We start from the raw sequence: 20,074 nt of genomic DNA on the forward strand, positions 1-20,074 counted from the left end.
TCCCGGGGGTCAGAGCTCGGTGGGCGTGTGCTCGGTGAGGGAGTACTTCACCGCGATCGCGTTCCAGAGCTTGGACGCCTCCCGCTTGGCCTGGGTGGCCACCCCGCTCTGCTGGTTGGCCTTGGCCGTCTCGTTCGTCGACCGGGCCTGGCCGCCCTTGCAGACGGACTTGTTCTTCTTGGCCTGCCGCGCCCAGGTGGCGTAGTGCTCGTCGGCGGCGGCGGAGGCCTTCCACGCCCGGTTCAGCGAGGAGGTCAGCGCCGCGTTCTCCGGGAGCTTGTCGACGGTCAGGCCCTCGAGCCGGGTCACCAGGTCACGGCGCTGCTGGGCGGCGCCCTTGAGGTCGGTGTTCGCCCGGTCCAGGTCCTTGCAGGACTTGATCTTCTCGACCGCGCCGATCACCGCGGCCCGGCTGTTGTTGCTGTCGGCCAGCAGCTTGTCCAGCCCCTCGGCCTGCGGCTTCGCCGGGTCGGGCGCCGCCTTGGTGGTGGGGTCCGCGACCGGTGAACTCTGCGCGGCGACCGGCTCCTTGTCGTCCTTGCCGGAATCGTCGCCGCCGCTCATCAGCGCGCCCGCGCCGAGTCCGATGACGGCGCAGCCGACGACGACCGCGGCGATCAGCGGCACATGCGCGGACCGCCGGCGCGGAGCCTCGCCGCTCTGCTGCGGGACCGGCCCGTCCTGCTCGGCGCGACCCTGGAAGCCCTCGAGGCCGGACTGGTAGCCCCCGGGGTCCTGCGGCGGCAACTGGCCGCCCTGGGGCTGCTGCTGGGGCTGGTAGCCCTGCTGCTGGTACGGCTGCGGGGGCTGCTGCCGCCCCGCGTCGAACTGCGGCATCTGCTGCGTGGCGCCCGCCGGTTCCTCCGTGCGGAACAGGTTGTCGAACTCCGCGGGCGGCTGCCGGTCCCCCGGCGCGCCCGGCCTGATCCCGTACGGGGCCCCTCCGGGCACCGGGGGTATGTACTGGGTCGCGTCGGCGTCCCCGCCGCCCGGCGGGGGCCCCACGGGGCCGGGACCGCCCGGGACGGGCGCGATGTACTGCGTGGCGTCCGCGTCACCGCCCGGCACACCCTGAGCGCCCGGCCCGGCCTCCGGCGGCAGCGGCTGCGCGTACGGCTGCGGCTGGTGCGGCTGCGGCTGGTGCTGCTGGTGTGGCTGCTGCTGATGCGGCTGGTGCGGCTGCTGCTGATGCGGCTGCTGCTGGTACGGCTCGTGCTGCTGCTGGGGGTACTGCTGCGGGTAGCCACCGGGCTGCTGGGACGGCGGCTGCGGCAGCTGCTGCGGCGCGTAGGGGGCGGGCTGCCGGGACGGCTGCTGGTACGCCCCCGGCTGCTGGTAGCCCTCCGGGCCCGGCGACTGCTGCGCGGGCGGCAGGGGCTGCGCCGGCGGGTAGCCGTAGTGCCCCTGCGCCTGCTGGTCCGGCTGCGGCTGCGCGTCGGACTGCGGCCCCCAGGGCTGCCCCCACGGCTGGCCACCCGAGGGCGCCGCCTGCTCGCCCTGCCCGGCCGGCGCCCCCGGGGTCCAGGGGGCTCCGCCGTCGGCAGGCAGCACGACACCCTCGTGCGCGGGTCGTGCGGCGGGGAGCTGCTGCTCGCCGCCCTGTCCGCTCTGCGTCACCGGGACTCCTACGTGTGAACCTACGGAATCGTCGGCTCACGCTATCGGGTGGTCGCCCGCCTCCGCCAAGCGCGTGGCGCCCCTCACGCCCCCTTCACAGGGTGGGTAACACCCACCGGCCCCACGACGCTGTTAACGGCCGGACCGCCAGGAACCCGGCCCGGACCGCATCGGCGACGGCGCACCCCTCAGGCCGCCTGGAGCTCCAGGCGCTCGCCGAACTCCCGCACCGCGGGCTCCTCGCCGTAGGGCGTGAGCCGCTGCTGGAGGTCCTCGAGGTATTCCGCGCCCCGGCTGGAGCGCACCGTCGCCAGCAGCTCCATCGCCCGGGTCCCCGTGTGGCACGCCCGCTCCACCTCGCGCTGCTGCACCTGGGCCGAGGCCAGCAGCACCAGCGCGATGCCCCGGCGCCGGGCCCGGGTCTCCGGCAGCGCCGCGAGCGCCTCCTTGGCCCGCCGGGCCGCCGCCTCCGACTGCCCCAGGTCCCGGTGGCAGTGGGCCAGTTCGTCCGCGAGATAGCCCGCGTCGAAGTGCGCGATCCAGACCGGGTCGTCGCCGGACTCCGGGCCCGCCTGCTCCAGCGCGGCGACCGCCCGCCCCGCCACCGCCTGGCAGGTCCTGGCGTCCCCGAGCAGCGCGTGTCCGCGGGCCTCCGCCGCGTAGAACATCGCCTGGGCGCGGGGGGTGACCTGTCCCCGGGCCCCTTCCTGCGCGGCGCGGGCCAGCTGGGCGATCTCGCGGGGGTTGCCGAGCTGGGCGGCGAGATGGCTCATCGAGGCGGCGAGCACATAGCCGCCGTACGCCCGGTCGCCGGCCGCCTGCGCGAGCCGCAGCGCCTGGATGTAGTAGCGCTGGGCGAGGCCGGGCTGGCCGGTGTCGACCGCCATGTAGCCGCCGAGCTCGGTGAGCCGGGCCACCGCGCCGAACAGCTCCCGCCCCACCTGTTCCCGGTACGCCCCCGAAAGCAGCCCGGAGACCACGCTGTTGAGGTAGTGCACGAGCACCGGCCGCACATGGCCGCTGCCGAAGCGGTGGTCGAGGTCGGTCAGCGCGGCGGTCATCGCCCGCACCGCCTCGACGTCGGACATCCCGACGCGGGCCCCCGCCGCCCGCTCGACCTGTGCGTCCGGGCCCGAGATCAGCCAGTCCCGGCTGGGCTCGACCAGTGCGGACGCGGCGACCGCCGAGCCGGTGAGCAGATCGCGGCGGCCCACGTCGCTGCGCCACAGCTCGCAGACCTGCTCGACGGCCCCGGCCACGGTCGGCGCGTACTGGAGGCCGACGCCGGAGGCGAGGTTCTTGCCGTTGGCCATGCCGATCTCGTCGATCGTGACCGTACGTCCGAGCTTGCGGCCCAGCGCCTCGGCGATGATCCCCGGGGCCCGGCCCCGGGGCTGCTGTCCGCGCAGCCAACGGGCCACGGAGGTCTTGTCGTACCGCAGGTCGAGACCCCGCTCGGCCCCGACCATGTTCACCCGGCGCGCGAGGCCCGCGTTGGAACAGGCGGCTTCCTGGATGAGCGTCTGGAGCCGTTCGTTGGGCTGGCGGGCTACGAGAGGCCTTGCAGCCATATGTCCCCCTGAAATATCGGTTATGTGCAGTGATCGGTGGAAGGGATCACTGCCCGGCACATACACAAGAAATGCGCATATTCCATCGGCATTCGGTACGGACATGGCGCGTTGTCCCGTCGCGGCGGCCGGGAGCGGCCCGGGGCGGCGGTCCTGGGGGTGGTTACCCCTCCTCCGGTGCGACACCGCATGCGCGCCCCCGCCCGTGCACCGATGCGCCCCGCGTGCAGGATCGATGCACCGGGCCCGGGTTCAGGGGAGGCCGTAACCCCAGGTGACGACGGGAGTTGTGCTGGTCGTGGAAGAGCCCATCGGAGTCACGGAAGCCGCACAGGTCCCCCAGCAGCGGGGCGAGCATCTGCTCGACGCCGCGGTGCGGTATGCGGAAGAGCGTCACTGGGACGTGTTCCCCGGCACCTGGCTGGAGGCGGTGGACGGTCATGAGCGCTGCTCGTGCGGCGACGCCGGCTGCGCCCTGCCCGGGGCCCACGCCGACCGGCCGGACTGGGCGGGCCAGGCGACCGGCAGCGGCGCGGCGGCCCGTCGCATGTGGACCAGGCAGCCCCGCGCCTCGGTGCTGCTGCCGACCGGCCGGACCTTCGACGCGCTGGAGGTCCCGGAGTCCGCGGGCTTCCTGGCGCTGGCCCGGATGGAGCGGATGGACCTGACCCTCGGCCCGGTCACCTGCACGCCCGACCGCCGGGTGCTGTTCTTCGTGCTGCCGGGGGCCGCCGCCAAGGTCTCCGAGCTGGTGCGCACGCTCGGCTGGAACGCCGAGGCGATCGACCTGACCGGCCGCGGCGAGGGCCACTACGTCGCCGCTCCGCCCACCCGGGTCGGCGGCCGGGGGGCCGTGCAGTGGGCCCGCAAGCCCACCCACGCCAACCGCTGGCTGCCCGATGTGGACGAGTTGGTCAGCCCGCTGGCGTACGCCTGCGCCCGGGAGGCGGCCGACGCCCGAGCCCGGACCTCGTAGGACGCGAGGGGCCTTTCGTAGGGTGGTCCCCACCACGCGGGGATATCGAAAGGTTGTGCCATGCCGGACCGGGCGGTTGCACGTACGGAAACAGACGCGACGACGGGCGGTGCCGACGAGGCGCGGCCCGCCGTTCGCGTACAGGGGCTGTGGAAGCGGTTCGGGGAACAGGTCGCCGTCGCCGGGATCGATCTGGAGCTGCCCGCGGGCAAGTTCATCGGGCTGGTGGGGCCGAACGGGGCGGGCAAGACGACGACGCTCTCGATGGTCACCGGGCTACTGAGGCCCGACATGGGGAAGATCGAGGTCGCGGGCCACGACGTGTGGACGGACCCGGTCGAGGTGAAGTCCCGGATCGGGGTGCTGCCGGAGGGGCTGCGGCTCTTCGAACGGCTCTCGGGGCGCGAACTGCTCGCGTACAACGGACGGTTGCGCGGACTGCCGGGCGACGAGGTGGACAAGCGGGCCACCCAGTTGCTGGACGTGCTGGATCTCGCGGGTTCGCAGCACAAGCTGGTCGTGGACTACTCGACCGGGATGCGGAAGAAGATCGGCCTCGCCGCCGCTCTCCTGCACAACCCCGAAGTGCTCTTCCTGGACGAGCCGTTCGAGGGCGTCGACCCGGTCTCCGCGCAGACCATCCGCGGCGTGCTGGAGCGCTACACCCGGTCCGGGGCGACCGTGGTCTTCTCCAGCCATGTGATGGAGCTCGTCGAGTCGCTGTGCGACTGGGTCGCCGTGATGGCGGCGGGCCGGATCAAGGCGCAGGGCACGCTGGCCGAGGTGCGTGGCGACGCCCCCTCCCTGCAGAGCGCCTTCCTCGAACTGGTCGGCGCGGGCGGCCGGGACGCCGGCGACTCCCTCGACTGGCTGGGCGGCGCCCGATGAGCGTGCTGGACGCCCCGGTCACCGCCGCCGCACCGGCCGCGCCGACGACAGGCCTGACCCCGATCTTCGTCACCCTCAAACTGACGCTCCTGCGGAACGGGCTGCGGCAGTCCTCCGGGCGCAAGGCGGCGTTCATCGCCTCCCTCGTCGTCACCCTGCTGCTCGCCGCGGGCCAGGTGCTCGGCCTGGTGCTGCTGCGCGGCAACGAGCACGCGGGCACGGTCGTGGTGCTGCTCACCGGTGTCGTGGCGCTCGGCTGGGCGGTGCTGCCGCTCTTCTTCCCCAGCGGCGACGACACGCTCGACCCGACCCGGCTGGTGATGCTGCCGCTGCGGCCGCAGCCGCTGATCCGGGCCCTGCTGGTGTCCTCGATGATCGGCATCGGCCCGCTGTTCACCCTGTGCCTGGTGGTCGGCTCGGTCCTGGCGCTGGCGCACGGGGCGGCCGGTGTCGTGTTCGGGGTGCTCGCGGTCCCGTTGACGATGCTGCTCTGCGTGGCGCTGTCCCGGGCGGTGGCCACGGCCAACGTACGGCTGCTGAACTCCCGCAAGGGCCGCGACCTCGCGGTGCTCAGCGGGCTGGTGATCGCGGTGGGCATCCAGTTCGTCAACTTCGGCGCCCAGCGGCTCGGGCAGTCCGGCGGGCTCTCCGCGCTGGAACCCGCCGGGGACGTGGTCCGCTGGCTGCCTGGCGCCTCCGCCGTGGGGGCGGTGCAGGCGGCCTCGGAGGGTTCCTACGGGGTCGCCGTCCTCCAGCTGCTGATCACGGTGGCGGCCCTGGCGGCGCTGATGTGGATGTGGCGGCGGAGCCTGGTGAAGCTGATGACCGCGCCGGACGGTTCGACGCTGGCGGCGGCGGAGCCGGCCCGCGAGGAGTCCGGCCGCAGCGGGCTGTCGGCGCTGCTGCCGGAGGGCCGTACGGGCACGGTGATGCAGCGCAGCCTGCGGTATGTGGCCCGGGACCCGAAGACCAAGGCGGCCTGGGTGACGGCGCTGGCGATCGGGGCGATCGTGCCGCTGCTCAACGCGGTCCAGGGCACCGGCTCGGTCTACTTCGCGTGCTTCGCCGCCGGGATGCTCGGCATGCAGATGTACAACCAGTTCGGCCAGGACACCTCGGCCTTCTGGATGGTGGCGCTGACGATCTCCTCGCCCCGGGACGCGTATGTCGAGCTGCGGGCGCGGGCGCTGGTCCTGCTGCTGCTCACCCTGCCGTTCACGCTCGTGGTGTGTCTGGTGACGGCGGCGGTGATCGGTGACTGGCGGTCGCTGCCGGGGGCGCTGGGTTTGTCCTTCGCGCTGCTGGGCTCGATGCTGGCGACGGGGGCGGTGGCCTCGGCGCTGTTCCCGTACTCGATCCCGCAGGAGGGCGCGTTCAAGAACGTGGTGCCGGGGCAGGGCGGTCTGGCCTGGATCTCGATCCTCGGCGGCATGCTGGCCGCCGCGCTGCTGGCCGCGCCGGTGATCGTCCCGACGGTCTGGATGCACATCACGGACCACCACGACGCGCTGTGGTTCATGGTGCCGGGAGGGCTGCTCTACGGGGCCTTCATCGGGTGGGCGGGGCTGCGGATCGCCGCGCCGCGCACGGCGAACCGGCTGCCGGAGATCCTGGCGGCGGTCAGCAAGGGCTGAACCGCCCGACGGCCACCGCTACGCCTACGGGACGGCCCTCAGCTGCTCCAGGAACGGCTCCACGGCGGCCCGCCAGCCCTCCGGCTGGTCGTAGTGGACGAGATGGCCCGCGTCCGCCACTTCCGCGTACTGGCCGCGCGGCAGGACGCGGACCATCTCCTGGGCCTCGGCACGGCCCAGCTCCCCGTCGAGGCCGCGCAGCACCAGGGCGGGGCACTGGACCTGAGCCAGCTCCTCCCAGTGGGCGTCGAAGACCCAGGTGGCGCGGGAGCGGAGCATCTGGCGGCGGGAGAAGACCGGGCGCCAGCCGTCCTCGCTCTCGGCCATCACCTCGGCGTAGAACTCCCCGCGCGAGGGGTTCGGCCGCTCGACCCAGGGGTCGTCCTCGCCGAACCACTTCCGGACGTCGGCGAGGGTGGCGAAGGGCAGCGGCCAGGAGTCGAACCAGTCGCTCCACTCGCGCTGGGAGGCCGCCCCGAGGGCGGAGGCCCGCATGTCGCAGACGACGAGGGCGCGGACGAGGTCGGGTCGCTTGGCGGCGAGCTGCCAGCCGGTGAGCGCTCCCATGGCGTGGCCGACGACGGTGACCGGGCCGAGCCCGAGCTGTTCGATCGCGGCCTCGGCGTCGGAGACGTAGGCGTCGCGGGTGTACGGGCCGTCGGCGGGCTTGTCGCTGCGGCCGTGGCCCCGCTGGTCGAGGCCGACCGCGCGGTGCCGCTCGGCGAGCCAGCGGGCGGTCGGGGCCCAGTGCGAGGCCCGGCCCATCAGCCCGTGCAGGAGTAAGACCCCGGGCGCGCCGTCCGCTTCCGCGCGCCCCTTGGGCGGGTCGGCGAACTCCCATGCCGCAAGGCGTACACCGTCGGTTCCGGTCACATCGATGCGCCGCACCATAGTCCTGGCACCCCCTTCTGGTCCTCGATCACCGTGTGGTCGCGCCCCGCCAGGCTATCGAACTCTTATTCGAAAACGGGGTTCCGCCACCCAACACCCCACGTTCGAGTGACACCCGTCAAGGATTGACGCCGACCGGCCTGGGGAGATCTTCAGCGGGAGGCGGGCCGCTCGGGGACAGGGGCCCGCGGGAACTGACCTCGAGAGCTCGGGGCTCCGGGTCAGCACGGGGGAGGAACGGCCCCGGCGTCTTCGGACGCCGGGGCCGCCCCCTGTCCGGGGACGGCCGACGGCGTCGACAACGATGGCAGACGGCGGCGCGAACCGCCCCGCATCAGCCGGGATCAGGGCATTCCGCAGCGCGACGGGCACCGTGCGGTGCGCGTGACGATACGACGGGCGCATTCCCTGCTCCCTCCCCGACCGTGCCGGCCGTGGCCGGCCGACACCCCCAGGTCCCCTGCCAGTCCTCAGCCTGGCACGCGACGCGTCCGGCCGCTGCGATTCCGGACGGAAAACGGAAAGCGCACATCACGGTTGTGTTGCCGCGGCCGGCGCGGGGCCGGCCGCCGTGTCAGCGCTTGGCGACGAAGACGTGCGAGGCGACCTCGGAGTCGAGCTCCGCGGCCTCCCCGCTGGAGCCGACCAGCACCCCGCCGGGCGACTCGGTCACGCTGACGACGGACCCGGGCTGCACCCCGGCCCTGCGCAGCGTGTACATCAGCTGGGCGTCGGTCTGGATCGGCTCCCCGATCCGCCGCACCACCACGGTCTTGCCCTCGGCGCCCGGGTCCAGCTCGGCCAGGCTCACCATGGAGGCGTCCAGGAACGGGTCGGCCTCGGCCTTCTCGCCCAGCTCCTCCAGGCCCGGGATGGGATTCCCGTACGGCGACTCCGTCGGGTGGCGCAGCAGCTCCAGCACCCGCCGCTCCACCGCCTCGCTCATCACGTGCTCCCAGCGGCAGGCCTCGGCGTGCACCTGCTCCCACTCCAGGCCGATCACGTCGACGAGCAGACACTCGGCGAGCCGGTGCTTGCGCATGACGCGGGTGGCGAGGCGGCGGCCCTCCTCGGTCAGCTCCAGGTGGCGGTCCCCCGCGACCTGGACCAGGCCGTCGCGCTCCATGCGGGCCACCGTCTGGCTGACGGTCGGACCGCTCTGGTCCAGCCGTTCGGCGATGCGGGCGCGCATCGGGACCACGCCTTCCTCTTCCAGTTCGAGGATGGTGCGGAGATACATCTCCGTGGTGTCGATCAGTCCGGACATACGTGCCCCTCATGCTCTGACTAGAAAACGTCGTGCGATGGCCCTGCACCAATTCTGACGCATAGCGGGGACAACCGTGCCGCCCCGGTGGAAGACCGGTGGAAGAGCGTGCGGGCGGGGTCGCAAGGCGCTATTGACAGGCCACTGGTCCAGACCGCAACGTGATCGGCGGCACAGGCATTCCCGGCCTGCCGGACGCCACGCCGCACCACCCCGCCCCACCCCCGTCGAAAGGGCTCTCCCCGATGAGCGACAGCAAGCTGGCCGGTCAGTTCTTCGATGCGGCGATCGGCCTGCTGACCCGGGTGCGCGACGAGGAGGCGGGCAGCATCGCCGCCGCCGGCGCGGCCGTCGCGGACACCGTCGAGTCCGGCGGCCGGCTCTTCGCCTTCGGTGCGGGCCACTCCTCGCTCGCCGCCCAGGACGTCGTCTACCGTGCGGGCGGCCTCGCGCTGATGAACCTGCTCACCGTGCCCGGCACGGTCGGCGTGGACGTCATGCCCGCCACGCTCGGCTCGGCGCTGGAGCGGGTGGACGGCCTCGCGTCGGCCGTCCTGGACTCCAGCCCCGCCACCGCCGGGGACCTCCTGGTGATCATCTCGCTGTCCGGGCGCAACGCCCTGCCCGTCGAGATGGCGCAGAACGCCCGCGCCCTCGGGCTGAAGGTCATCGGCCTCACCTCGGTCGCGTACGCGGAGAACACCCGCTCCCGGCACACCTCGGGCGGCTTCCTGCGGGACCACTGCGACATCGTCCTGGACAGCAAGATCGCGATCGGCGACGCGGAGCTGACGGCCCCCGGCATCGAGGCCCCCTTCGCCCCCGCCTCGACCGTGGTGACCAGCGCGATCATGCAGGCGATGCTGGCGGCCGCCGCCGAGCAGCTGGTGGCCCGGGGCATCGAACCGCCGATGCTGCGCTCGGGCAACGTCGACGGCGGCCACGAGTGGAACGGCCGGGTCATGACGGAGTACCGGGACCGGATCTTCTACCGCCACTGAGCCGCGGCCTGCGGCGGGTGCGCCGGCAGCACGACGCGGGCCGTCAGCCCGCCGCCCGGGTTGGCGCTCGCACGGGCCTCGCCGCCATGCGCCCGCGCCACCGACGCCACGATGGAGAGCCCGAGCCCCGCGCCCTCGCCGGGCGCGTGGCGGCGGGCCCGCGCGCGGCGGAACGGCTCGAACAGCAGCGGCACGGTCGCCGGGTCCACTTCGGGCCCGGTGTTGACGACCTCCAGACCGTCCGGCCCGACCCGGACCCGGACCGTCCCGCCGGGGTGGTTGTGGCGCAGCGCGTTGGAGACCAGGTTGTGCACCAGGTGGTCCAGCAGGACCGCGTCGCCCTCGACCGTCACCGGCCGGACCGCCACCTCGACGGTGATGTCCCGCTCCTTCGCCTCGGCCGCCAGCGCCTCGGTGACCGTCGTGGTGGTCTCGTCGAGGGCGACCCTCTCCCGCCGCCGCAGACCCTCGTCGGAGACCGCGAGGAGCAGCAGCCCCTCGATGAGCTGCTCGCTGCTGGCCGCGGTGTCGATGAGCTTGTCCCGGATCCAGGCGACCTTCTCGGGCGGCGGGTCGTCGGCCAGCCCGATCTCGGCGGCGGCCCGCTGCACGGCGAGCGGAGTGCGCAGCTCGTGGGCGGCGTTGGCGGCGAACCGCTGCCGGGCGGCGACCAGCTCCTGGATCCGGTCGAGCATCCCGTCGAAGGTGTCGGCCAGCTCCTTCAGCTCGCCGGGCGGGGCCTTCAGGGCGAGGCGTTCGTGCAGGTTGCTGCCGGAGAGCCGGCGGGCGCGGGCGGTGATGACGCCGACGGGCCGCAGCACCCGGCCCGCCATCCACCAGGCGAGGGCCACGGAGAGCGCCGAGTAGACGGCGAGGGAGATCCCGGAGACGGTCAGCAGCTGGCTGAGCGCGGCGTCCCCGGCCGCGGTGCTGACCTTCCGCGCGACCGCGATCTGGCCGGGTTCGAGCATCGTGGCCCGCGCCCAGTCCGAGGTGGGCAGCGCGGGGCCGGTGACGGCGGCGGAGTCCAGCCGGGTGGCGGGAACGGTCGGGGCGACGGCGGTGACGATGCTGGCGTACACGCCCTCGCTGACCAGCAGATAGACGATGGCCATGAGCAGGACGCCGGCCATCACCAGCAGCCCGCCGTACAGCGCGGCGAGCCGGGTGCGCTCACTGTTCACCGGGCGCTCCCCGGTCCCGCGGCGGGGCCGTCCCCGATGCGGTAGCCGGCCCCCGGGACGGTCTCGATCACCGGGGGCGCGCCGAGTTTGGCGCGGAGCTTGGAGAGGGTGACGCGGACCGCGTTGGTGCGGTAGCTGGTGTCCTGCTCCCACACCTCCTCGATCAGGTCGTCGCCGCTGACGACCGCGCCCTCGGCCCGCAGCAGGGTTTCCAGCACGGCGAACTCCTTGCGGGAGAGGGAGAGGAAACGGCCGTCGCGGCAGACCTGGCGGCGGGCGGTGTCCAGCCGCAGCCCGGCCCGTTCCAGGACGGGCGGGAGGGCGGGGCGGGCGCGGCGGCCGAGCGCGAGGACCCGGGCGAGGAGTTCGTCGTACGCGAACGGCTTGGTCAGGTAGTCGTCGGCGCCGAGGCCGAGGCCGGCCACCCGGTCCCGTACGGTCCCCGCGGCGGTGAGCATCAGGATCCGGGTGAGCAGCCGCATCGCGACGACCGTCCGGCAGACCTCGTCGCCGTGCAGGCCGGGCAGGTCGCGGTCGAGGATCATCACGTCGTACGCGCCGAACCGCAGCCTCTCCAGCGCCGCCGGGCCGTCGGGGGCGATGTCCACGGCGACGGCGTCACGCCGCAGCCCCTCGGCGATCATCCCCGCCAGGAATTCCTCGTCCTCCACCACCAGCACACGCATGGGCTCTGTGTACCCGAAAGCGGTGTTTCGTCGGTGTAAGCATCCGGGCGGAGAGAAACGAAACCGCGTCCTCGCGCACGCTCGGGCCGTTCGTACCCGGCCTGGCAGCAACCCGACGAGGAGCCCCCATGGACCAGACCCTTTCCCGCCGGACCGCCGCGCGTTCGCGAGGACGTTCGCGAGGGCGCTCCCTCGCGGCGGCCTGCGCGCTGGCCGCCGCCCTCGCCCTGACGGCCACCGCGTGCTCGGGCGGCGGCGGGACGAAGGACGGCGGATCCGCGTCCGACAGCGAGAAGACGAAGGAGGACCAGGCGCTGGAGCACCGCAAGTGCCTGCGTGACCAGGGCCTGGACATCCCCGAGCCGAAGCCGGGCCAGGACGGCGTCGGCATCACCATCGACGGCGGGTCCATGGACAAGAAGGAGATGGAGAAGGCGTTCAAGGCCTGCGAGGACAAGGCGGTCGGCGGCGGTCCGAAGGAGCTGACACAGGCCGAGAAGGACAAGATGGTCGCCTTCGCCCGGTGCATGCGCAAGAACGGCTTCGACATGCCCGACCCGAAGTTCGACGGCGGGGCGATGCAGGCGGCGCCCGCGCTGAAGCAGAAGGACATGAAGAAGTTCGAGAAGGCCAACAAGGCGTGCGAAAGCGTCGGCCGATGAGGCGCGGACGAGCCGTGGCGGCCGCGGTGGCGGTGCTCGCCGTGGCCGCCGGTTCCCTCGCCCTTGCCCAGCTGGGGTCCGGCGAGGAGAGCGGCGGGGCGAAGAACACCGGCCTGCCCCCGGCGACCGCGCCGGTCGAGCGCGGGGACCTGCGCGACAGCGCCCAGGCCGACGGGACGCTCGGCTACGACAAGGAGCGCAAGGTCAACGCGGGCGCGGCGGGCACCATGACCTGGACGCCGCGCACCGGCTCGACCGTGGAGCGGAACGAGCGGCTGTACGAGATCGACGGCCGGCCGGTGCGCCTGATGTACGGCTCCGGGCCCATGTACCGGACGCTGAAGCCGGGCGACAAGGGCCGGGACGTGGAGCAGCTGGAGCGCAATCTCGCCGAGCTGGGCTACACGGGCTTCACCCCGGACCAGGAGTACACGGAGCTGACCGCGGCGGCCGTCGAGCGCTGGCAGAAGTCCCACGACGCGGAGCGGACCGGGAAGGTCGGGCCGGGGGACGTCGCGTTCGCGCCGGGGAAGGTCCGGATCAAGAGCGTCGGCGCGGGCGTGGGCGAGCAGGCCCAGCCCGGGGCCCCGGTCCTGGAGACGACCGGTTCCGAACGCATCGTGACGTTCCGGCTGGACGTCGCCGAGAGCCGGTTGGCGAAGGCGGGGACGAAGGTCACCGTGGAGCTGCCGGACGGCACGACCGCGCCCGGGAAGGTCTCGTCGGTCGGCCGGACCGCGAAGCAGGGCGACGACCCGCAGGACGACACCCCCAAGGTCACCCTGACCGTCTCGTTCGACGATCCGGACGAGGTCGGCGGCTTCGACCAGTCGCCGGTCACGGTGAACCTGACGGGCGAGACCCGCGAGAACGTCCTGACCGTCCCGGTGAACGCGCTGCTGGCGCTGCCCGGCGGCGGCTTCGGCGTCGAGGTCGTCCGGGGCGGTGCGTCCCGCCAGGTGAAGGTCGAGCTCGGCATGTTCGCCGAGGGGCGGGTCGAGGTGTCCGGCGGCGGTCTGCGCGAGGGCACGAAGGTCGGGGTGCCGAGGATATGAGCCGTCACGTCGGTACGGACCCGGGCCCAGGCAGGGACGTCGGCCCCGGCACGGACTCGGGCCCCGGCCCCGGTCGCGGCCCCGGTGCGCGTACGGTCGTCGCCCTCTCGGGCGTCACCAAGGAGTACCCCGGCCCGGTCGCCGCGCTGCGCGGGGTGGACCTCACCGTCGAGGAGGGCGAACTCCTCGGCATCGTGGGCCCCTCCGGCTCCGGCAAGTCCACGCTGCTGCACATCATCGGCACCCTGGACCGCCCCACCGCCGGGTCCGTCCACATCGCGGGCCACGACGTGGCGGCGCTCTCGGACCGCAGACTCTCCGCGCTGCGGGCCCAGCACGTGGGCTTCGTCTTCCAGGCGTTCCACCTGGTCCCGGGCGTCAGCGCCCGCGACAACGTCGCCGAGGGGCTGCTCTACTCGGGCCTCTCCCGCTCCGTACGCCGCCGCAGGGCGGCCGAGGCGCTGGAACGGGTCGGCCTCGCGGACCGCCTGGACCACAAGCCGCACCAGCTCTCCGGCGGCCAGAAGCAGCGGGTGGCCATCGCCCGAGCCGTGGTCGGCGAGCCCGCGCTGCTGCTGGCCGACGAACCGACGGGGGCGCTCGACTCGGCGTCCGGGGAGGCGGTGATGCGGCTGCTGCGCGACCTCAACCGGGAGGGGGCCACGATCGCGGTCATCACGCACGACACGGAGATCGCCCGGGAGCTGCCGCGCGAGGTGCGCGTCCGGGACGGCCAGGTGGTCGCGGACGTACTGAATCCGTCCTGCGTACCGCCCGTGGTGACGGGGGCGGGCCGGTGAGCCGCGCGGGCCGGGGACGGCTGCGGGCGGCCCGGCTCGGCCCCCGGGACGTGCTGCACGTGGGCTCGGCGGGGCTGCGGAGCCGGCCGATGCGGGTGGTGCTCTCCGCGCTGGGCATCGCCATCGGCATCGCCACGATGATCTCGGTGGTCGGCATCTCCGCCTCCAGCCAGGCCCAACTCCTCCGCGAACTCGACACGTTGGGCACCAACCTGCTCGTCGCCTCCCCCGGCGAGTCGATGTTCGCCGGGGAGGACGTCAAGCTGCCGGAGGAGTCGGTCGGGATGGTGGGCCGGATCAGGGGCGTCGAGGACGTCGGCGCGACCGCCGACCTGGACGCGACCGTACGGCGCAACGAGAAGGTCGACGAGGGCGATACGGGCGGGATCACGGTCAAGGCGACGACGGCCGACCTGCTCCGCGTCCTGCGCGGCGAGGTCCGCAGCGGCCGCTGGCTGAACGCCGCGACCGGACGCTACCCCTCCGTGGTCCTCGGCCAGGTGTCGGCCGAGCGGCTGGGCATCACCGCCCCGGGACAGCAAGTGTGGCTGGGTGACCGGTACTTCACTGTCGTCGGCATCCTCGCCCCGCTGCCGCTCGCGCCGGAGATCGAGCGTTCCGCCCTGGTCGGCTGGGAGGGCGCCAAGCGCCTGCTGGGCTTCGAGGGCCACCCCACGTCGGTGTACGAACGCTCGACGGACGCGGCGGTGCAGGACGTGCGCAAGGTGATGGCGGCGACGGTCGACCCGCGGAACCCGCAGAACGTGAAGGTCACCGACCCGTCGTCGGCGCTCCGCGCGAAGGCGGCGACCGAGGGCGCGTTCAGCAGCCTGCTGCTGGGGCTGGGCGGCATCGCCCTGCTCGTCGGGGGCGTCGGAGTCGCCAACACCATGATCATCTCGGTCCTGGAGCGGCGGTACGAGATCGGCCTGCGCCGCTCGCTGGGCGCGACCCGGGGCCAGATCCGCATCCAGTTCGTCACGGAGTCGCTGATGCTGTCGGGCCTGGGCGGCCTGGCGGGCGTGGCACTGGGCGCGGCGGCGACGGGGGTCTACGCCCACTCCGGCCAACTGCCCTGGGTGGTCCCGCTGTGGGCGGTCGGCGGCGGCTTCGGCGCGACGCTGGTCATCGGCACGGTGGCGGGCCTGTACCCGGCGGTCCGGGCGTCCCGGCTCTCCCCGACCCTGGCGCTGCACGCGGCGTGACGACGCTCCGGCGGACTGCCGGACGCACGCGGCGAACCGGCCGCACCCCCTGCCCTGGGGAAAGACCTACCCCGCCGGGCAGGAGGTGCGGCCCTCCGGGGGGTCCGGGAGTGCCGTATGTCTGCCCCCGGAGCCCTGGGAACCTGCCCGTACTCCGTGCGAGCGTGAGGTGGTTGGTCCGCCTGTGATCGTCGGAGGAAGACGCATGAGACTGGCCCGTGAGGACGACACCGCGGCGGGGAAGTCGTCGGCGCCCGGCCGCCCGCGCACGACGCCCGCACCCGCCGGAACCGCCGTGGAGCGGATGCCCGGCCTGCAGAGGAGTGTCGGGAACCGGACGGTGGTCGCGATGCTGCGGCAGTCCGGGCACCAGGGGGCGCAGGACCGGCACCAGCACGGTCCCGACTGCGGGCATCCCGCGCCGGAAGCCCGGGTGCAGCGCGCCCCGGGCGGCACCGGTGTCGCGCGCGCCACGGAGGACGAACACCTCCACCACGATCACGGAAGGGTGCCGGACACCACTCCGGAAGGCCAGAGCGCCCTGCTGGCCTCCGCCATGAACTCGTCGAGCACACCGCTGCCTTCCTCGGTGCTGGCGAAGGCCGGGGCGTTCTACCGGAACGACGCGCTCGCCTCCACCCGCGTCCACAGCAGCCCGGTGGCCCAGCGCGCCACGGCGGCGATGGGGGCCCAGGCCATGACCGTCGGCAACCACATCTTCCTCTCCTCCGGCGCCGCGAGCGACGAGAAGCTGATCGGTCACGAGCTGAGCCATGTGGACAAGAACCTCAAGGGCGTTCCCGAGACGGGTCACGGCAACGGCGCCGGGATCACCGTCACCGACCCGAGGCAGGGTTCCGAGCGGGCGGCCGAGAAGGACGGCGCCGCCTACGCCGCCGGGGTGCGTACCGCCCCCTCCGTCACCGCCCCGCGCGGAGCGGCGAACGGCTCGCACGGTGCCGTCCAGCGGATGACGGAGGGCGAGGAGCAGTCGCAGGCGGCCGGCCGGCGGGTCGCCCCGGAGGATCCTGCCTCGGCCCTGAGCCCCGAGGACCAGGTCGGTTCGCTGCCCGAGGACAGCGAACAGGAGGTCGTCCTGATGCGCGGCGTGACGCCCACCCAGCGCAAACACCTCCAGAACGAGATCATCCGCGGCTCGTTCATCAGCCTCCCGAAGATGGTCAAGGCTCCGGACGAGAACGCCACCCGCCCCGACCCCGAGCATGTCGAGGGCTACAAGAACCAGACCCGCAACGACGAGACCGCGAAGCTGATCGAGTTCTCCACGGACCCCGCGATAGCGGCACAGTTCGCGTCCGAAGCCCGGTACGGATACATGCTCACCATCCGGATCAAGCGGAAGTACCTGGTGAAGGGTGCCACGGGTGCCGAGAAGGGCTGGATCGCGCAGCAGGGCGCGCCCTACGACATCGTGGGGATCGAACAGCGGGATTCGACGGCGGAGGGGGTGGTCCCCCTGACCGCGAGCGAGTTCCGCGACGTGGTCGCGAAGGAGGAGATCGCCGAGTTCCTGCTGTCGGTCCAGGACCCGGTCGCCATGGCGTCCCACCTGCAGAGGTTCCCGCAGGGGCCGCAGCGGACGGCGGAGGCCATGAAGATCGCGAAGCTCCGGAAGGCCGCGTTCCAGAACTGAGTGCCGGCGGGCGGCTCTCCCGGGAGAGGTTCTCCGCGGAGGACTCTCAGGTGGCGGCCGCCCGCCGCACCGCCTGTGCCAGGTCGACGGCCCCCGCGACCCGGGCCGCCACCGTCTCCGCGTACGCCGTGTCCGGGCGTTCGAAGGCGGCCCGGTTCGCCGCGCGCAGGAACGTCAGCACGCCCAGCGTCCGGCCCCGGCTCCGGAGCACCGTGCACAGGGCGTGGGCGGCGTCCCGGGGCCAGCGGCGCTCGGTCGCCCAGGCCGGGTCTCCGGCGGCCCCGGCGCCCGCGCTCGTACGGACCGAGCCGGTGCGCTCGACGGCCTGGAGGGCCGGGTGCCCGGGGCCGTACCGGACGGGGACCGAGCCGCCCGCGACCAGCAGACACGGTCCGGGCGCGTCCGAGGGGGTCGCGGCGGTACGCACCAGACGCTCCCCCGCCGCCGGATCGCCCGACACCGGGTCACCCGCCGTCCACTCACCCGGCGTCAGGTCGACCAGGACGTGGTCGGCGAACCCGGCGAGCGCGAAGTCCAGGAGGGAGGTCGCCGCCTCCATCGGGTCCTCGCACTCGGAGGCCGTACGGGCGGCCCGGTGCAGCTGACTCGTCCGGAACCGCAGCCGGTCGGCCTCCTGCTCCGCGAGCTTGGCAGCGGTGACATCCCGGAAGAGCCACCCCACCCCGAGCGGAACCGGCTCCTCCGTCAACGGCGATGCCAGCCGCAGGAACCCGCTGCGCCAGCACCGGCGGCGCTCGCCCTCCGCCGTGCGCAGGGTCACCCACAACTCGGCCGGGGCGCTCGGGGCGCCTTCGGCCAGCACATGATGCAGGGCCGCCTCCAGCTCCTCGACGCCCTGGACCACCAGCTCACCGAGCGGGCGGCCGAGGAGGGCGGTGCGGCCCCCGCCGAGCGCCCGGGAGGCGTACGCGTTGGCCACGGTCGGGCGCAGGTCGACGTCGACGAGCACCACGCCCCAGGACGCGTCCTCCAGCAGCGCCTCGCTCAGCGCGATGGCCCGCTCCAGGTCGATCTGGGCGTGCACCTCGCTGAACGCGCAGTAGACCCCGGCCGGCTTCCCGTCCGCGCCGCGCACCCCGGCGGACTGGGTCCGCACCAGCACCCGGCCGCCGTCCTTGCGCAGCAGCGCGAACTCGTGCACCTGCCGCCCCGGCGCGCCCATGGCCGACATCAGCCGCCCCTGGACCTCGTCCGCGTCCGCCCGGCGCACCGCCCAGCCCGCGAAGCCGGTACGTCCCACGGCCTCGCTCGCCGACCAGCCGAGGACCCGTTCGGCCTCGCGGTTCCAGTGGGTGACGGTGCCGCCCGCGTCGAAGGCGCACAGCGCCGCGTCCATCCCGTCGAGCAGCGCCGCCAGCAGCTCGGACCCGGCGGGCGCGCCGGGGATCCCGTCCTCGCCGGCCGGGGGCCCGGGATACGCGGAGCACCCCGGTGGCCCGCCGCCGGAATCCTCGTCCGGTCCGAGCTCGTCGGTGGTCCCGCTGCTCCTGGAAGCACCCACTCCGCACCCCCCGCAGAACGTGTCGGCTGTTCTCCCACGCGTCGCCGCGTGTATTGCTGCACGTCAGACCATTCAACTCGAACGTGACTCAGCACACATCAACTTCGCCGAAATCATTTCGCCCGGGGGCGTTCTCCCGGTGGATCCGCGCCTCGGGATCCCGCCGTCGAATAAATCGGTTGAACCGCGATCCGGGCCGCTCCTAGGCTGTGGAGCACACAGGAAAGGAGGTGTTCAGGAAGTGATTTCTTCTCGGACTCGTGAGGTGACTGCGGGCTGACGCCCGTCGTCGCACTCTTTCTGCAGTGCAGGCCGGACGCCGGCCAATCCCAAGCAGTCACCGACCCGCAGGCTCGCCGGTAAGTCCGGCCGGCTCCTCCGTGCACGGAGGAACCAGAGCCTGCGGGTTTCTGCGTTCCCCGTCCCGCGCGCCGCTCCCGGATCACGGGTCACGGACCAGAGGCCAGGGACCAGGGACCAGGGATCACGGACAGAGCCGCTCCACCCGCCACTCACCGATCTCCCGCACATACCGCAGCCGGTCGTGCAGCCGGTTCTCGTGCCCCTGCCAGAACTCGATCGTCTCCGGCACCACCCGGAAGCCGCCCCAGTGCGGCGGGGCCGGGACCTTCTCGCCCTCCGGGTAGCGGGCGGCCAGCTCCTCGTACCGGCCGATGAGCTCCTCGCGGGAGCCGACGACGGTGGACTGGGCGCTGGCCCACGCACCGAGCTGGGAGCCGTGCGGGCGGGTGCGGAAGTAGCCCACGGTCTCCTCACGGGAGACCCGGGACGCGGCACCGGTGACGATGACCTGGCGGGCCATGGGATGCCAGGGGAAGAGCAGCGAGACGTACGGGTTCGCGGCCAGCTCGCGGCCCTTGCGGGAGTCGTAGTTGGTGAAGAAGACGAAGCCCCGGTCGTCGTACTGCTTGAGCAGCACGGTGCGCGAGGACGGGCGGCCGTCCGGGGTCGCGGTGGAGACGATCATCGCGTTGGGCTCGTGCAGCACCCCGCCGACGGCGACCTCGCGGAACCAGCGGGCGAACTGGTCCATCGGATCGGCGCTGAGGTCGCGCTCGGTGAAGTCCTCGGAGCGGTACTGCTCGCGCATGGCCGCCGGATCGGTGGTGGAATCGACAGGGGAAGGCCCTGCGGAAGGAGCCTGATGGGCGGCGTGGTCCGGTGCGGGCACAGCACGATCCGGAGTGGGCACGGAGTGATCAGGTGTGGGCACGGCCCCATCCTGCCGCAGTGGCCGAGTCTGCCCGGCGTCGAGGGGCCGTAACCACGCCCTGCCGAAATGGGCCCCTGTGCCGGATGTCACGCTTCCCCGCTCCGTGGGAACCCGCCAATATCGTGGGGCAGGCCCCTGTGGCCTTCGTATGGCAGCGGCCCTTTCCCGCACCTGCTCCACGGCCGCCGACCACAGGACGCCGCCCGCCCGCCGCCCGCCGAACTGAG

The 20,074-nt window shown here is 73.4% G+C and carries 17 protein-coding genes; 9 read left to right on the forward strand and 8 right to left on the reverse strand.

Going from position 1 to position 20,074, the window contains the following annotated elements; all coding sequences use genetic code 11:
* Positions 1–9: 9 nt before the first annotated feature.
* Both ACH4UK_RS13190 and ACH4UK_RS13195 read right to left on the reverse strand, forming a co-directional pair.
* On the reverse strand, positions 10–1,617 hold the full coding sequence (locus ACH4UK_RS13190) for a hypothetical protein (protein ID WP_398356115.1): 1,608 nt from the start codon (positions 1,615–1,617) through the stop codon (positions 10–12).
* Positions 1,618–1,805: 188 nt separating this feature from the next.
* Positions 1,806–3,188 (reverse strand): transcriptional regulator, encoded by a 1,383-nt coding sequence (locus ACH4UK_RS13195; RefSeq protein WP_398356116.1) that lies wholly within the window; start codon positions 3,186–3,188, stop codon positions 1,806–1,808.
* Between the two features lie 289 nt (positions 3,189–3,477).
* Between ACH4UK_RS13195 and ACH4UK_RS13200 the strand changes: the two genes are divergently transcribed.
* Genes ACH4UK_RS13200 through ACH4UK_RS13210 form a run of 3 tightly spaced genes read left to right on the forward strand, consistent with a single transcriptional unit; the run spans position 3,478 to position 6,686 of the window.
* Positions 3,478–4,164, forward strand: coding sequence for a bifunctional DNA primase/polymerase (locus ACH4UK_RS13200; RefSeq protein WP_398356332.1), 687 nt, complete (start codon positions 3,478–3,480; stop codon positions 4,162–4,164).
* Positions 4,165–4,224: 60 nt separating this feature from the next.
* A complete protein-coding gene (locus ACH4UK_RS13205; RefSeq protein ID WP_398356117.1) occupies positions 4,225–5,052 on the forward strand; it encodes an ABC transporter ATP-binding protein in 828 nt (275 codons plus the stop codon).
* The gene (locus tag ACH4UK_RS13210; protein ID WP_398356118.1) at positions 5,049–6,686 is read left to right on the forward strand and encodes a transporter; all 1,638 of its coding nucleotides are present in this window, start codon (positions 5,049–5,051) and stop codon (positions 6,684–6,686) included. The genes ACH4UK_RS13205 and ACH4UK_RS13210 overlap by 4 nt, the downstream gene beginning before the upstream one ends.
* Before the next feature lie 24 nt (positions 6,687–6,710).
* Here the strand turns inward: ACH4UK_RS13210 and ACH4UK_RS13215 are convergent, their stop codons facing one another.
* Positions 6,711–7,577 carry an alpha/beta fold hydrolase gene (locus ACH4UK_RS13215; protein ID WP_398356119.1) on the reverse strand — a complete coding sequence of 289 codons (867 nt, stop codon included), beginning with the start codon at positions 7,575–7,577 and terminating at the stop codon, positions 6,711–6,713.
* Positions 7,578–8,151: 574 nt separating this feature from the next.
* Entirely contained in the window at positions 8,152–8,844 is a 693-nt protein-coding gene (locus ACH4UK_RS13220) for a metal-dependent transcriptional regulator (protein WP_007454123.1), read from the reverse strand.
* 245 nt (positions 8,845–9,089) lie between these two features.
* Between ACH4UK_RS13220 and ACH4UK_RS13225 the strand changes: the two genes are divergently transcribed.
* Positions 9,090–9,845 carry an SIS domain-containing protein gene (locus ACH4UK_RS13225; RefSeq protein WP_398356120.1) on the forward strand — a complete coding sequence of 252 codons (756 nt, stop codon included), beginning with the start codon at positions 9,090–9,092 and terminating at the stop codon, positions 9,843–9,845.
* Here ACH4UK_RS13225 and ACH4UK_RS13230 read toward each other — a convergent pair.
* Together ACH4UK_RS13230 and ACH4UK_RS13235 are read right to left on the reverse strand one after the other, a co-directional pair.
* Positions 9,833–11,029, reverse strand: coding sequence for a sensor histidine kinase (locus ACH4UK_RS13230; RefSeq protein WP_398356121.1), 1,197 nt, complete (start codon positions 11,027–11,029; stop codon positions 9,833–9,835). The genes ACH4UK_RS13225 and ACH4UK_RS13230 overlap by 13 nt on opposite strands.
* On the reverse strand, positions 11,026–11,715 hold the full coding sequence (locus ACH4UK_RS13235) for a response regulator transcription factor (RefSeq protein WP_398356122.1): 690 nt from the start codon (positions 11,713–11,715) through the stop codon (positions 11,026–11,028). Before ACH4UK_RS13235 ends, ACH4UK_RS13230 begins: the two co-directional genes overlap by 4 nt.
* Positions 11,716–11,843: 128 nt before the next feature.
* On the opposite strand from ACH4UK_RS13235, the gene ACH4UK_RS13240 reads away from it, so the two are divergent.
* The 5 genes from ACH4UK_RS13240 (at position 11,844) to ACH4UK_RS13260 (ending at position 17,091) form a co-directional block, all read left to right on the forward strand.
* Entirely contained in the window at positions 11,844–12,377 is a 534-nt protein-coding gene (locus ACH4UK_RS13240; protein WP_398356123.1) for a hypothetical protein, read from the forward strand.
* Positions 12,374–13,432: an efflux RND transporter periplasmic adaptor subunit gene (locus tag ACH4UK_RS13245; protein WP_398356124.1), complete on the forward strand. Its 1,059-nt coding sequence runs from the start codon at positions 12,374–12,376 to the stop codon at positions 13,430–13,432. Before ACH4UK_RS13240 ends, ACH4UK_RS13245 begins: the two co-directional genes overlap by 4 nt.
* Positions 13,429–14,232 carry an ABC transporter ATP-binding protein gene (locus ACH4UK_RS13250; protein ID WP_398356125.1) on the forward strand — a complete coding sequence of 268 codons (804 nt, stop codon included), beginning with the start codon at positions 13,429–13,431 and terminating at the stop codon, positions 14,230–14,232. The genes ACH4UK_RS13245 and ACH4UK_RS13250 overlap by 4 nt, the downstream gene beginning before the upstream one ends.
* Positions 14,229–15,437 (forward strand): ABC transporter permease, encoded by a 1,209-nt coding sequence (locus tag ACH4UK_RS13255; protein WP_398356126.1) that lies wholly within the window; start codon positions 14,229–14,231, stop codon positions 15,435–15,437. Before ACH4UK_RS13250 ends, ACH4UK_RS13255 begins: the two co-directional genes overlap by 4 nt.
* Positions 15,438–15,642: 205 nt before the next feature.
* Positions 15,643–17,091: a DUF4157 domain-containing protein gene (locus ACH4UK_RS13260; RefSeq protein WP_398356127.1), complete on the forward strand. Its 1,449-nt coding sequence runs from the start codon at positions 15,643–15,645 to the stop codon at positions 17,089–17,091.
* Between the two features lie 46 nt (positions 17,092–17,137).
* Here the strand turns inward: ACH4UK_RS13260 and ACH4UK_RS13265 are convergent, their stop codons facing one another.
* Both ACH4UK_RS13265 and pdxH read right to left on the reverse strand, forming a co-directional pair.
* Positions 17,138–18,613 carry a PAS domain-containing protein gene (locus ACH4UK_RS13265; protein ID WP_398356128.1) on the reverse strand — a complete coding sequence of 492 codons (1,476 nt, stop codon included), beginning with the start codon at positions 18,611–18,613 and terminating at the stop codon, positions 17,138–17,140.
* 484 nt (positions 18,614–19,097) lie between these two features.
* Positions 19,098–19,724 (reverse strand): pyridoxamine 5'-phosphate oxidase, encoded by a 627-nt coding sequence (gene pdxH, locus ACH4UK_RS13270; RefSeq protein WP_398356129.1) that lies wholly within the window; start codon positions 19,722–19,724, stop codon positions 19,098–19,100.
* Positions 19,725–20,074: the final 350 nt, after the last annotated feature.

The sequence above is a fragment of the Streptomyces sp. NPDC020884 genome, from assembly GCF_044333935.1.
GTDB lineage: Bacteria > Actinomycetota > Actinomycetes > Streptomycetales > Streptomycetaceae > Streptomyces.

Coding starts and splice junctions, on each gene's coding strand:
- pdxH (WP_398356129.1), bottom strand. CDS start 19,724: ATGCGCGAGCAGTACCGCTCCGAGGACTTCACCGAGCGCGACCTCAGC.
- ACH4UK_RS13225 (WP_398356120.1), top strand. CDS start 9,090: ATGAGCGACAGCAAGCTGGCCGGTCAGTTCTTCGATGCGGCGATCGGC.
- ACH4UK_RS13210 (WP_398356118.1), top strand. CDS start 5,049: ATGAGCGTGCTGGACGCCCCGGTCACCGCCGCCGCACCGGCCGCGCCG.
- ACH4UK_RS13235 (WP_398356122.1), bottom strand. CDS start 11,715: ATGCGTGTGCTGGTGGTGGAGGACGAGGAATTCCTGGCGGGGATGATC.
- ACH4UK_RS13250 (WP_398356125.1), top strand. CDS start 13,429: ATGAGCCGTCACGTCGGTACGGACCCGGGCCCAGGCAGGGACGTCGGC.
- ACH4UK_RS13215 (WP_398356119.1), bottom strand. CDS start 7,577: ATGGTGCGGCGCATCGATGTGACCGGAACCGACGGTGTACGCCTTGCG.
- ACH4UK_RS13260 (WP_398356127.1), top strand. CDS start 15,643: ATGAGACTGGCCCGTGAGGACGACACCGCGGCGGGGAAGTCGTCGGCG.
- ACH4UK_RS13240 (WP_398356123.1), top strand. CDS start 11,844: ATGGACCAGACCCTTTCCCGCCGGACCGCCGCGCGTTCGCGAGGACGT.
- ACH4UK_RS13205 (WP_398356117.1), top strand. CDS start 4,225: ATGCCGGACCGGGCGGTTGCACGTACGGAAACAGACGCGACGACGGGC.
- ACH4UK_RS13220 (WP_007454123.1), bottom strand. CDS start 8,844: ATGTCCGGACTGATCGACACCACGGAGATGTATCTCCGCACCATCCTC.
- ACH4UK_RS13245 (WP_398356124.1), top strand. CDS start 12,374: ATGAGGCGCGGACGAGCCGTGGCGGCCGCGGTGGCGGTGCTCGCCGTG.
- ACH4UK_RS13195 (WP_398356116.1), bottom strand. CDS start 3,188: ATGGCTGCAAGGCCTCTCGTAGCCCGCCAGCCCAACGAACGGCTCCAG.